This window comes from Kribbella sp. NPDC058693 (assembly GCF_042715335.1).
Classification (GTDB): Bacteria; Actinomycetota; Actinomycetes; order Propionibacteriales; family Kribbellaceae; genus Kribbella; species Kribbella jiaozuonensis.
Window position 1 is genome coordinate 300,576 of record NZ_JBHXSQ010000006.1, and the last position, 12,479, is coordinate 313,054.

Consider the following 12,479-nt stretch of genomic DNA (forward strand, 5'->3'; position numbering starts at 1 on the left):
CTAGTTGCGCTTCTTCGGCAGCACGATCGCCGTACCCGCCACCACGACCGGTACCCCGATCCCGATCCACCACGGCAGACCGGCCGCCATCAGGACGAAGACCGCGACCGCACCGCCCCAGCCCCACCAGCGCGCGCCGGGCAGCCGCGGCAGTCCGAGCATCCGCGAGGCGGCCAGCATCGTGACAGCCGCGATCGCCGCGGCCTCGACCCCGGCCAGGAACGACCCGCTGAACACCCACACCAGCACGAACCCGACCAGCGCCAGGACCGCGCTGATGGTACGCCGCTTGCGCTGCTCCTGGAGCGCCCGGGCCGTGGTCCGCAGCTCCTCCAGCTCGTCGACCGATTCGGCGAGCTGTTTGGTGATGCGCTCGGCAACGGTCTCGATGTCGTTCAGCGCCCGGATCTCGGGCAGCGAGTGGTTCGCCCGCTTCCCCTCGGCCGGCAGCCCGGCCCGCTGCAGACTCGCGGCCGCCTTCTCGGCGAGCGCGTTCAGCCGGGTCTGCAGCTTCAGCCCGCGCTCGGCCATCGCGTCGGCCTCCGCCGCCGCCGTCGCCTCGGCCTTGGACTTGTGCGCCGTCAACCGGTCCTGCGCCTGCTGCGCGTCCGCCCGCGCCATCGCGACCGTGCGCAACGCCCGGACGTACTCGGACCACTCCTGCTCCACGGTCTTCATCGCCGTACCAACTCCACCGTGCGCTCCACCTCGTCCGCCCGCAGCGCGGCGAACGGTACGACGACCTGTGCTTCAGGATGCAGCCCGTCCCACAACAGCCCCCGATGCGGCTCCGAGGCCCACCGCACCAGCGGACCGGCCACAGCACGTACGCCGTCCTGCGGGTGCCGCAGGAACAGATGCGTCGCCACGTTGGCCCGCCCGTACCCGAGGTGCTCGGTGCACACATGCATCCGGTTCCACCACCCGTACGTGATCAGCCCGTGCGCCGGCCCGTCCCGCACGATGTCCTGAAGCGCGTTCGCCGGGCTCTCGAAGTACCCCTCGGCGTGCAGTTGCATCCGCGGCACCCCGTGGAACCCGAACCCGAGCAGGTAGGTCCCGCCGGCCTGGCCGGTCCGCATCGCCTCGCGCAACGCGAACAGCCGCGGCGCGATGTCGTCGTGCTTGTCCACGGTCTCGACCTCACAGCCGAGCTCCCGCAGTACGTGCACCAGCGCATCCTTGCCCTCGGCAACGGCGGGCGCCGAGTTCGTCCCGTCGACAAATACAAACCGCGGCGCATCCACCGCAGCGGCCGCCGTCGACACAACCAGACCGGTCAGCACGCCCAGCGCATCTGCCGGCCCGTCCCCCAGCACCAGTACGCCGGCACCGGGCTCGGGCCGTACCTCGACCGAGACCGGCTCCTCGGTCACCGCGATCGGCAACCCCGTCCACGGCCGCCCCAACTCGGGCTTCACCGCCGCGGCGGTCTCGGCCAGGTGCGCAGGCTCAGCCAGATGGAACACCCGCGGCGGGTGCGCCTCCGACCCCGCGCGCGCCCACAGCTCATGCCGCAGCGCGTCCAGTATCGGTTTGTCCGCGAAGCTCACCAGCACATGCTGGTTGTCGTCCGGCGACCCGAAGTTCGCGTTCAGCACTGCCTCGCCACGGAACTGCAGCTCGGCCGCCGCCGTGTTCCCACTCCGCAGGATCGCCTGCGAGTCGGCCGGCGTGGTCTTCAGCGCGATCCGATACGGCACCTGCCCGAAGATCGAGTCCCGCCGCGTCGACAGCCGCTTCACGCCCTCGATCGTCTGCGTCGCCAGTACGACGTGAACGCCGTACGCACGCCCCAGCCGAACAAGCCGCTCCAGCAACTTCGCAGCCTCGTCAGCCAGCTCGTCGTCGTCCTCGAGCAGCACCTGGAACTCATCGAGTACGACGAGGATGCGCGGCGGCCGATCCGGGCCCGGCGCGAGCTCCGCGATATCGGCGACGTTCCCGTGCGACTTGAAGATCTCGCTGCGGCGCGCGAGCTCGTCCGACAGATGACGCAGTACGGCGAGACCGAACGCGCGATCGCTGTGCACACCGAGCACCCGCACCTGGGGCAGCCAGTGCGGCCGATCCGGCCCCGGGCCCAAAGCCGAGAACTCGACGCCGTGCTTGAAGTCGAGCAGGTACATCTCGAGGTCCGCCGGTGCGTAGCGCGCGGCGAGACCGTGGATCAGCACGAGCAACAGGTTCGACTTGCCCTGGCCGACCGCGCCGCCGACGAGGACGTGCGGGAGGGCCGGGTTGCCGCTGCGCAACCGGACCAGCGCCGGCGTGCGGTCGTCGTACCCGATCACGGCGCCGATCTCGTCCTTGACCGGCTGCCACCAGGTCAAGCGGTCCGGCAGGGTCCGTTCGAAGTCGATGGTCGGCAGGACGGCGATCTCGGCCTGCTCGGCGATCACGTCACAGATGCCCGCGGCAATGGTCGCGTCGAACGGCGGGTCGAGCCTTGCCGGCGGCAACTGCGCGACCTCGACCCGGTCATTGCTGATGACAACGGGATTGAGGAGCTCGAGCAACTGTTTCGAGTCGACATCCAGCTCGGCCGCGGTCGAGGCGTCGTAGTGGACGAGGAAGCAGATCCCGCGCTTGCCGGCGGTCGCGGCCAGCCGGAGCAGATCGCGCTGGGCGAGCGTGTCGATCCCGGACGGGTAGTCGAACAGGATCACCAGCCGGTACGGATCGGTGACCTGCCCGGTCTCCTTGAGCAGGTCCTCGAACCGGTCGTGCCCGAGCTGCGCCTGCCGGCTCGCCCGCAGCGAGGAGACATCGACCAGACCGGACAGCACCGTGTGCAGCTGCTCCGCGGTGTGCGTTGCCCTCGGCACCAATTGCGGGTACTTCGTGGTCAGGTGACCGAGCAGCCCCATCACCCCGGTCAGCCGCGGATCGAACGCGTCGACGCGGAGCCGGAACGGTTCGGCCGCTGCGATCAACCGCAACGCGGTGCTCTGCAGAAGACGACGCGCATTCTCGTTGCGGTCGGCGGTGACCTTCCAGCCGTTCGTCTGGAGCAGCGGCGCGACCACCGGCGTACCGGCGTCCAACTCCCCCACACGCACGTACGACGGGACGCCCGCGCCGACCAGCTGACGGGAACGCCAGCGCGCGTCGTTCGGCGGGATCGAGCCCAGGCCGGGCGCGAGCCGGTCCGCGAGCAACCGCGCCTTGGGCTCGGCCTCGGCCAAGGCCTCCGCGGTCCTCGCGTCCACCAATCCGCGCGACTCGCGGCGCGCGATAGCGGTCTGCTCCTGTAACTGACGATGCAGCCGGACGGCGCGCTGGTGCTCGCCCTGCGTCAGCCGCCGCGCGTTCTCCAGCAGCTGTGCCAGCGCGTGCTGCAAACCGCGGATCCGCGCTTCCAGGAGCTCCGGTGCTGCGTCTGTATTGCGCGCTCCGCGCGAAGCCGATCCGGGCATACCTCCCCCGTCAGGCTCCTCCGTCACGAGCACCGCCCTTCCAAACTTGCCCCGCGACCGTACTGATTGCCTGGTGTAACCATGTCACACCTGTAGTCCCATCCGTCACTCCAGGCATCAGCGGTCTCACCCAGTAATCCGGTGCTAGTCCGGCGCGACGATCTCGAGCTCGTAGCCGTCGGTGTTGTGGAGGAAGGCGGCGTAATGCTGCGGGCCGCCGGCGTACGGATGGCGGTCGGCGAACATCAGTGTCCAGCCGTGTTCGGCGGCCTCGTCGACGACGGTGTCGACGTCGGCCCGGCTGGCCGCGTTCAGCGCCAGGTGGTTCATCCCGGGGCGCATCCGGTCGTGCTCGGTGGCCGACATGGCAGGGCTCTGCTCGACCACGACGTACGAGCCGTCGGAGGCGATCCAGGTCATGCCGCCGGGCCAGCCGTCACCGTCCTTCCAGCCCAGCCGGTTGAGGACCCAGCCCCAGCTTGCGACGGCCCGGGACAGGTCCGGGACCCAGATCTCGACGTGATGCACCGCGGCGACCATCGCAGCATTATCTGTGCTCGACAGAATGGTTCGACACCGCCGTCGATACTGCCATCGAGATCGCCCCGGAGATGACCAGCCAGACCAGGGCGGCGAGCAGCCAGGGCCACCACGGCCGGGCCTGCGCGGCCTCCGCGACCGCCTTGCCGAACAGGCCGCCGCCGGGCGCGAAGACGAACACGAGCAAAACCCGCGCGATCTTCGTCTCCGTGGTCATTTCTTCATTGTGAGAGGCGGCCGCCGACCCTGCAGAAACCTTGGCGTTTCGCGCCCCTTCACCTTTCTGTCTGTGGCAGGGTCTACCGTCTCCGTTGACAGTCGAGGGGAGGTCATGGTGAGCACCACCCGGATCGAGAGCACGGCGTACGGCGCGGCCGCGCTCGAGCGCCTGCAAGCCGTTGTCGCTGGGCTGAAGGCCGACGATCCGATGACTCCTGTGACTCTGCTGCTGCCCAACAACCTCGCCGGCGTGATCGCCCGGCGCCATCTCGCTCGCTCATCCATCGGCGGGCTCTATCTCGCGACCCTCGAGCGGCTGGCCGAGCAGATCGCCGCCGGCACGCTGTCGCCCCGTCGTCCGGCGACCCGTCCGATCGTCGCCGCCACCTGGCGGACGGCGCTCGCGAAGGCGCCCGGCATCTTCCAGGACGTCGCCGAACACCCGTCGACAATCCAAGCGCTTGCATCTGCCCATCGCGAGCTCCGCGACCTCACCGATCCCGCGCTCAACAAGGTCGCCGGAGCTTCCGCGCTGGGTCCGGATCTGGTCCGCCTGCATCGCCACGTCACCACGGAGCTGGCCTCGGACTGGTACGACGAGACCGACCTGCTCCGCGCCGCCGCATCCCGAATCGAAGCGTCGTCCGAGGTCGTCCGCGAGCTCGGCGCGCTCGTCCTTTATCTTCCGCAAGAGCTGACGCAGTCCGAGGCTGCCTTCGTCGCAGCGCTCGGCGACGCAGCGGCCGATCTCACGGTGATCGTTGGTCTGACCGACGTACGCCGTGCCGACCGCGCCGTCCGGCGTTCGCTCGAGCGGATCGGGATCGACCTGCCGCGGTCGATCTCGAAGAACTATCCGGTCGCGACCGAGATCCTCAACGCGTCCGACGCCGATGACGAGGTGCGTTGCGTCGTCCGCGATGTCGTGTCGGCGTTGGAGCACACGCCTGCGCATCGGATCGCGGTGCTGTACTCGGCCGCCTCGCCGTACGCGCGTCTGCTGCACGAGCACCTCGGCGCGGCGAAGATCGAGGTCAACGGCCCGGGGACGCGGCCGGTGCACGAGCGGGCGATCGCGCGGACGCTGCTCGAAGTACTGGCGCTGGTGGATCAGGATCTGCCGCGTGCGGATGTGTTCCGGGCGTTGGCGAATGCTCCGACGCGCGACTTCGGCGGCGAGCGGATCCCGGTGCCGCAGTGGGAGCGGATGTCGCGGGCGGCCGGGGTGGTGCGCGGGGACGACTGGGACACCCGACTCGCGCGGTACGCCCAGTCCGAGCGACGCACGGCTGATCAGGAAGAGGCCGCCGAGGATCCGCGACCGGCGGCGGTGCGGCGCGCGCAGTACAACGCAACGACGGCCGAGCGGTTGCATGCGTTTGCTTCGACGCTGCGGCGACGGTTGAACGCGCTGGCGGAGTTGGAGACCTGGGCCGAGCTGTCGGAAGGGGTTCTGCAGCTCTTCCACGATCTGCTGGGTGATTACTCGTCCCTGCCGATCGAGGAGCAGTACGCCGCGGCTGCGGTTGAGGGATCGTTGACGGGGTTGTCGACGTTGGACGAGCTCGGGACGCCGGCGAGTCTGGCGGTGCTGCGCGACGTACTGGATCTGGAGCTGCAGCAGTCGTTGCCTCGGGTCGGGACGTTCGGGACTGGCGTGCTGGTCGCGCCGCTCTCCGCGAGCATCGGGTTGTCGGCCGACATCGTCTATGTCGTTGGGCTGTCGGAGGACTTGTATCCGGGGCGGGTGCACGAGGATGCGCTGCTCCCCCATCGGGTGCGGGAGGCGGCTGCGGCGGAGTTGGCGTCGTTCCGGGACCGATTGGACGAGAAGCAACGGCATCTGCTGGTCGCGTTCTCCGCGGGTGCGCGGGTCGTGGCGGCGTTCCCGCGCGGGGATCTGCGGCGATCATCACGGCGGTTGCCGACGCGTTGGTTGCTCGGGTCGTTGCGTGAGTTGACGGGTGATCATGCGCTGCCGGCGACCCAGTGGGACAGGTACGACGAGGTGCTGCAGACGTCGGCGTCGTATGCGGGATCGTTGACTCTGGCAACGATGCCGGCGACGGAGCAGGAGTGGCAGACGCGGGCCGCTGCGGCCGGGCTGTGGGTGCAGGACGGTGTACTGGTGCGGGCTCGGGAGCTGTTGCGTGGCCGGGGTTCTCAGGCCTTCACCCGTTTCGACGGTGACTTGTCCGGTGTGTCCGGGCTGCCCGAGTACGCGGTCGAGGACCGGATCGCGTCGCCGACCTCGCTCGAGTCCTATGCGACCTGCCCGCATGCGTACTTCGTCGAGCGGCTGCTTCAGGTGGAGCCGCTCGAGGCGCCCGAGGACCTGCTGGTGATCTCGCCGGTGCAGATCGGGAACCTGATCCACAACAGCCTCGATGCGTTCGTGACGCGCTTGTCCGGCTCGCTTCCGGCGTACGGCGAGCCGTGGACGGCGGAGCAACGCTCGCTGTTGCTAGCGATCGGGGCTGATCTGGCCGAGCAGTTCGAGGCGGAAGGGCTGACCGGGCATCCACGCCTGTGGCAGCGCGAGCGGTTGCGGATCCTCGGCGACCTGATGGTCCTGCTCACGGATGACGATCGCTGGCGGGCGGAGCGGTCCGCGTCGGTGGTCGCGAGTGAGCTCCGGTTCGGGTTCGACGGCGAGCCTCCGGTGGAGATCCCGGTGCCGTCGGGCCGGGTGCTGTTGCGCGGGTCGGCCGACAAGGTGGACCTCGGCGCGGACGGCACGATCTATGTGACGGACGTGAAGACCGGCGGCTTCTCGCGGTACGAGGGCATCGAGTCGGATCCGGTCGCGGGCGGGACCAAGCTGCAGTTGCCCGTCTATGCGTACGCGGCCCGGGCCCGGCTGGGAGAGCCGGCCACGTCGGTCGAGGCGTCGTACTGGTTCGTCCGCCGCGGCGGCAAACGGATCCCGGTCCCGCTGACCCCCGAGGTCGAGGAGCGGTACGTCGACACGCTCGACGTGATCGTGTCGTCGATCGCGGCCGGGTACTTCCCGCCGAAGGCGCCCGAAGTGCCTGACTTCCTGTGGGTGCAGTGCCCGTACTGCAACCCCGACGGCATCGGGCACAGCGAGGTGCGAGCGCGCTGGGACCGGAAGCGTCACGACCCCGTTCTGGAGCGGCTGGTGCGTCTCATCGATCCGACTGCGTTGGAGGCCGGCGATGAGTGAACAGCTGCTCGACGGGGCCGCACGCGATCGGATCCGTTCCGACACCGAGACCACGCTCTTCGTCGAGGCGGGGGCTGGGTCCGGAAAGACGCATGCGTTGGTCGATCGCGTGATCACGCTGGTGCTGCGGGACGGCGTACCGCTGCGGACGATTGCTGCGGTCACCTTTACCGAGAAGGCCGGCGCGGAATTGCGGGATCGGCTGCGGGTCGAGTTCGAGCGGGCGCGGAAGGGCGACGCTCGGGAGCTGGCCGACGCGGCGCTGGACGATCTGGACTCCGCATCTATTGGCACGCTGCATGCGTTTGCTCAGCAGATCCTGCTCGCGCATCCGATCGAGGCCGGGCTGCCGCCGCTGATTGACGTACTCGACGAGGTCGGGTCGTCGGTTGCCTTCGAGGAACGCTGGGCCGAGTTGCAGCAGCAGTTGCTCGATGACGACTCGATCGCCGAGCCGCTGTTGCTGGCGATGGCGGTCGGGGTCGAGTTGAAGCATCTCCGGTCGCTCGCGCGGCTGTTCGGGAACGACTGGGACTTGATCGCCGAGCGCGTGCTGGTCGATCCGCCCGAGTTGGTCGCGATGCCGGACCTGACCGGGCTGATCGCCGCGGCCGCGCAGATCGGTGGGGTGGTTGACTCCTGCCTCGATCCCGAGGACCGGCTGCTGCCCAAGCTGGTTCAGATCCGCGAGCTCGGGTTGATGCTCGATGCCGCGACGGATCAGGAGACGCAGCTCGCGATTCTGCAGACGCTGCGCGGGTTGAAGGTCGGGCGGATCGGGCGCAAGGAGAACTGGCCGGACATCGCCAAGGTGCGCGGGGATTGCACCGAGGTGGTCGAGGTCGCGGGTTCGCTGGTCGAGCTGTTGCTTGATGCTTGCCTGAGGCACCTTTCGCATTGGATCGCGGAGCGGGTGCTGGAGTCGGCCGAGCTTCGTCGCGGGGAGGGACGGCTGGAGTTCCACGACCTTCTGGTGCTGGCTCGTGATCTGCTGCGGCGGGATGCGGCTGTTCGCGGGGAGCTTCAGGAACGGTTCGAGCGGTTGCTGCTGGACGAGTTCCAGGACACCGACCCGATCCAGATCGAGCTCGCGGTCCGCATCGCCGGTGGTGTGGAGGCTGATGCCGAGGACTGGCGCGAGGTCGAGGTGCCTGAGGGTCGGCTGTTCGTGGTGGGCGACCCTAAGCAGTCCATCTACCGGTTCCGCCGCGCCAACATCGCGACGTACCTCACCGCCCAGGACCTCCTCGGCGAAACCGTCGCCCTCACCACCAACTTCCGCACGGTCCCTCCGATCCTCAACTGGATCAACAACGTCTTCGCCACCCTCATCCAGCCGCAGGAAGCCGCGCAGCCGTCGTACCAATCCCTCGCGCCCCACCGCACAAGCCCGACCGCAGCCACCACCATCGCGGCACCGTCCCGCCCTGGCACCACGTCCCCCACCGACCCGGGCGCTTCGTCCACCGGCCCTGGGACCTCATCGGCGGTCCGCCCGGGTCCGCGTGCTCGTTCTCGAGCGGCTGACCAGCCCGCCGAGCACACCCCGGTCAAGGGCGACCAACTCTCGATGTTCGACGACCCCATCCTCGACGAGGATCCGGCGCCTGCGGACGAGCAGGTTGCTGAGGTGGCGACTGTCCTGCAGTTCCGTCGGCGAGGCGACACCGTGTCGGCCGACGTACCACCGGACCTCCCGCCCGAAGAGGAGGACCCGTCCGCCGGCCCTGCCGTCACCATCCTCGGTGCCGAGCCGCACGACGACCTCCCCCGCGCCCAAGCCTCCGTCCTCCGCGAGCGTGAAGCCACCGACGTGGCGTCCGTCGTCGAGCAGGCCCTCCGCGAAGGCTGGCTCGTGTACGACGACCGCGCCGAATCCTGGCGCCCCGCCGAGGCCGGCGACATCGCCGTACTCGTCCCCGCCCGCACCTCCCTCCCGTTCCTGGAAGACGCCCTCGACCGCGCCGACATCCCGTACCGTGCCGAGGCGAGCTCCCTCGTCTACCAAACAGCCGAGGTCCGCAACCTGCTCGCCTGCGCCCGCGCCCTCGGCGACCCGAGCGACCAACTCGCGCTCGTCACCACGCTCCGCTCGCCGCTGTTCGGCTGCGGAGACGACGACCTGTACACCTGGAAACGCTCCGGCGGCTCGTTCACGCTGACCGCCCCGGTCCCCGACCAGCTCCTGACCCACCCGGTCGGCGACGCGATGGAGTGGCTCCGCCGGACGCACTACGCCGCCCGCTGGCTCACCCCCAGCGAGGTCCTTGCGAAGATCGTCGCCGACCGCCGCATGCTCGAAGTTGCCGCGATCGGCCCGCGAGCCCGCGACGCCTGGCGCCGGATCCGCTTCGTCGTCGACCAAGCCCGCGCGTGGTCCGAGGTCGAGCACGGCGGCCTGCGTTCGTACCTTGCCTGGGCCGCCCACCAGGGCGAAGAAACCTCCCGCGTCGCCGAGGCCGTGCTCCCCGAGACCGATGCGGACGCCGTACGCGTGATGACGATCCATGCCGCGAAGGGCCTCGAGTTCCCGATCGTCATCCTCTCCGGCATGACCGCGGCCCCGAACCGTCAGCGCGGCGTCCAGGTCCTCTGGCCGCCGGACGGCGGGTACGCCGTGAAGCTGAAGTCGTCCGTGCAGACCGAGGACTTCGACCTCGTGCAACCGGTCGACGAACAGATGGACGACTACGAGCGCCGCCGCCTCCTGTACGTCGCCGCGACCCGCGCCCGCGACCACCTGATCATCTCGCTGCACCGCTCCGGCAACCGCCGCCATTCCAGCAACGCCGAGCTGCTCGCATCCGCCGGCGGCGTCGAGGCACCGCACTCCACCTTGTTCAGCAGCCCGCCCGTCCCCGACCGCGAACCGTCCGGCAGCCCCGACGTCACCCCGCCGATCTCCCGGACGGAGTGGGAGACGCGAGCCTCCGCGGCCCAGGCCGCGAGCCGCGCCCGCTCGGCCCAGAGCGCATCCGGCCTCGAAGGCACCGGCCCAGAGGTCGTTCTCGGCGATATCGACCCCGGCACCGCCAAGGCGGCCCGCAGCCTCGAAACCCCACCGTGGACGAAGGGCCGCTACGGCACGGCGATCGGCCGCGCGGTCCACGCCGTACTGCAAGTCGTCGACCTCTCCACCGGCGCCGGCCTCGAATCCGCCGTCTCCACGCAATGCCTGGCTGAGGGCGTGCTCGAGTACGCCGATGTCGTGACCGCACTCGTCCGTTCGGCGCTGGCGTCTGATGTGGTGAAACGGGCCGCCGCCCGCGAACACTGGCGCGAGTCGTACGTCGGCACCGTCCAACCCGACGGCACCGTGCTCGAAGGTTTCGTCGACCTCATCTACCGCGAGGACGACGGCCGTCTCACGATCGTCGACTACAAGACCGACGCCATCCCCGCGGCGGCGGTGGACAGCCGGGTCGCCTACTACGCTCCACAGCTGCTGGCGTACTCCGAGATCCTGCCCAACACCGGGCCGCCGATCCTCCTGTTCCTCAACCCCAGCGGGGCAATCGAGCGACAGGTGCCCTAGGCAAGTTTTTCGCTCAGGTATCCCCGGAGGATCCCGATCCAGCCCTCGAACGCGTCGAGGTGGGCATCGTGGCTTGCCGCCGGAAGGTCGGCGCGCCGGGTGCCCGGTCGGCGCCGGATCAGTTCGTCCTTCTGCTCGGCGGTGAACATGCCGTGCTCGGCGAATACCGCCAGCGTGGGGACGGTGAGGTTCTCCCATTCGGTCCAGCGATCTTCCTGCACGGCGGCGATCGCGGCCTGCATGATGTCGGGGTCGAATCGCGGCCGTAAGCCGTCGGGTGCCGGTTCGAGATCGTTGACCCAGGCATCCGTCAGCGGCCTGTCGCCGAGGAACGACCGCGCCGTCGCCTCGTCGGCGAACGGCACCGGCCACGAGGCGAAGTACCGACCGATGTTGGCCGGCCCCTCGGGCTCGTCGTCACCGGCGACGTGGCCTTCGAGCATCACGAGCCGATCGATCAGGTCAGGGCGCGCCGCGGCGGTGAGGAAGGCCGTGTGCGCGCCCATCGACTGGCCGACCAGTCTGACCCGTTGACCGGGCAGGAGTTGTTCGACGACCGCGACGACATCGCCGACGTACGCGCTGCGCGAGACGTCTGCCGGCCGGCGGGTGCTGCCGCCGTGACCGCGCTGGTCGACCAACAGCACCCGGAACCGGTCGGTGAGCGCGTCCGCGGTCGGCAGGAGCTCACGTGAACTGCCCGCGAGTCCGTGCAGCAGCACCACCGGCGGTCCGTCGCCACCGCGATCAGTGACGGCGATCTTCGTGTCCCCGCGCTGGATCATCACCTCAAGCCACCAACTTCACCGCGAGTACGACGATCAGCACGGTCGATGCCAACGCAGTCATCAGCTTCCCGAGATGACCGGTCAGCAGGCGCCCGAGCAGCGCGCCGCCGCCGGCCAGCAACAGTTGCCAACTCGCGGAAGCCACGAACGCCGCGACCACGAACACGATCCGCTCAGCAAACCCCGCGACACCCGATCCACCCAGCACGAGCGCCGCGAAGTAGATCACCGTCCACGGGTTGAGCAGCGTCATCCCCAGCATCCCGAAGTACGCCGTCCGTACGCCGACCGGCGTCTCCTGCTCGATCACCGCGAGCCGCTGCGCGCGATACCGCCGTACCGCTTTGACCGCGCCCATCACCGCGAGCCCGATCAACACGACAACAGACGCCCACCGCAACGGCCCCACAACCGGCACCAGCAACGGCGCCAACGCCGTACCAGCAACTGCCGCCACCCCGACGTACACGCCATCCGCCGAGGCAACCCCGAGCGCCGCAAACGCCCCGATCCGCAACGAACTCCGCGCAGTCAACGCAACCAAGTAGGTCCCGACAGGCCCGACCGGCATAGCAACCCCATACCCAGCCAGCACCCCCGCGACCACCACCCCAATCACAACTGCCCGAACGCAGACCCCAATCCCCACCCACCCTGCTGCTGAACCCAAGCCACAACGGCCGCAGGTTCATCGAGCAACAGAAGATAGGTCGTAGTCATGCCCACATCATCAACACCCCACCGCACCCACTCAACCCAATTACCAGCCAGCTGTACGAGACCACCACTCG

The 12,479-nt window shown here is 69.4% G+C and carries 8 protein-coding genes; 2 read left to right on the top strand and 6 right to left on the bottom strand.

All coding sequences use genetic code 11. The annotated features are described in order from the left end of the window. From ACFWUU_RS38585 to ACFWUU_RS38600, 4 genes are all read right to left on the bottom strand, one after another. Positions 1-678, bottom strand: a complete 678-nt coding sequence (locus tag ACFWUU_RS38585) for a hypothetical protein (RefSeq protein WP_137257727.1) — start codon at positions 676-678, stop codon at positions 1-3. Further along, positions 675-3,419: an FtsK/SpoIIIE domain-containing protein gene (locus ACFWUU_RS38590; protein WP_380183363.1), complete on the bottom strand. Its 2,745-nt coding sequence runs from the start codon at positions 3,417-3,419 to the stop codon at positions 675-677. Before ACFWUU_RS38590 ends, ACFWUU_RS38585 begins: the two co-directional genes overlap by 4 nt. A 144-nt stretch (positions 3,420-3,563) precedes the next feature. Further along, entirely contained in the window at positions 3,564-3,959 is a 396-nt protein-coding gene (locus ACFWUU_RS38595; RefSeq protein WP_137257729.1) for a VOC family protein, read from the bottom strand. A gap of 7 nt (positions 3,960-3,966) precedes the next feature. Next, on the bottom strand, positions 3,967-4,176 hold the full coding sequence (locus ACFWUU_RS38600; protein ID WP_380183365.1) for a hypothetical protein: 210 nt from the start codon (positions 4,174-4,176) through the stop codon (positions 3,967-3,969). A 114-nt stretch (positions 4,177-4,290) separates the two neighbouring features. On the opposite strand from ACFWUU_RS38600, the gene ACFWUU_RS38605 reads away from it, so the two are divergent. Together ACFWUU_RS38605 and ACFWUU_RS38610 are read left to right on the top strand one after the other, a co-directional pair. Continuing rightward, positions 4,291-7,365 carry a PD-(D/E)XK nuclease family protein gene (locus ACFWUU_RS38605; RefSeq protein WP_380183367.1) on the top strand — a complete coding sequence of 1,025 codons (3,075 nt, stop codon included), beginning with the start codon at positions 4,291-4,293 and terminating at the stop codon, positions 7,363-7,365. Then, complete coding sequence (locus ACFWUU_RS38610; RefSeq protein WP_380183369.1) at positions 7,358-10,900, top strand: UvrD-helicase domain-containing protein; 3,543 nt, start codon at positions 7,358-7,360, stop codon at positions 10,898-10,900. Before ACFWUU_RS38605 ends, ACFWUU_RS38610 begins: the two co-directional genes overlap by 8 nt. Here ACFWUU_RS38610 and ACFWUU_RS38615 read toward each other — a convergent pair. Together ACFWUU_RS38615 and ACFWUU_RS38620 are read right to left on the bottom strand one after the other, a co-directional pair. Further along, positions 10,897-11,685: an alpha/beta fold hydrolase gene (locus ACFWUU_RS38615; protein WP_380183371.1), complete on the bottom strand. Its 789-nt coding sequence runs from the start codon at positions 11,683-11,685 to the stop codon at positions 10,897-10,899. The genes ACFWUU_RS38610 and ACFWUU_RS38615 overlap by 4 nt on opposite strands. 4 nt (positions 11,686-11,689) lie before the next feature. Beyond that, positions 11,690-12,259, bottom strand: a complete 570-nt coding sequence (locus ACFWUU_RS38620; RefSeq protein ID WP_380183373.1) for a LysE family transporter — start codon at positions 12,257-12,259, stop codon at positions 11,690-11,692. Positions 12,260-12,479: the final 220 nt, after the last annotated feature.

What these genes read in the sequence shown, in the direction of transcription:
- ACFWUU_RS38605 (WP_380183367.1), top strand. Translation starts at nt 4,291, where the DNA reads ATGGTGAGCACCACCCGGATCGAGAGCACGGCGTACGGCGCGGCCGCG.
- ACFWUU_RS38585 (WP_137257727.1), bottom strand. Translation starts at nt 678, where the DNA reads ATGAAGACCGTGGAGCAGGAGTGGTCCGAGTACGTCCGGGCGTTGCGC.
- ACFWUU_RS38595 (WP_137257729.1), bottom strand. Translation starts at nt 3,959, where the DNA reads ATGGTCGCCGCGGTGCATCACGTCGAGATCTGGGTCCCGGACCTGTCC.
- ACFWUU_RS38600 (WP_380183365.1), bottom strand. Translation starts at nt 4,176, where the DNA reads ATGACCACGGAGACGAAGATCGCGCGGGTTTTGCTCGTGTTCGTCTTC.
- ACFWUU_RS38620 (WP_380183373.1), bottom strand. Translation starts at nt 12,259, where the DNA reads ATGCCGGTCGGGCCTGTCGGGACCTACTTGGTTGCGTTGACTGCGCGG.
- ACFWUU_RS38590 (WP_380183363.1), bottom strand. Translation starts at nt 3,419, where the DNA reads ATGCCCGGATCGGCTTCGCGCGGAGCGCGCAATACAGACGCAGCACCG.
- ACFWUU_RS38610 (WP_380183369.1), top strand. Translation starts at nt 7,358, where the DNA reads ATGAGTGAACAGCTGCTCGACGGGGCCGCACGCGATCGGATCCGTTCC.
- ACFWUU_RS38615 (WP_380183371.1), bottom strand. Translation starts at nt 11,685, where the DNA reads ATGATCCAGCGCGGGGACACGAAGATCGCCGTCACTGATCGCGGTGGC.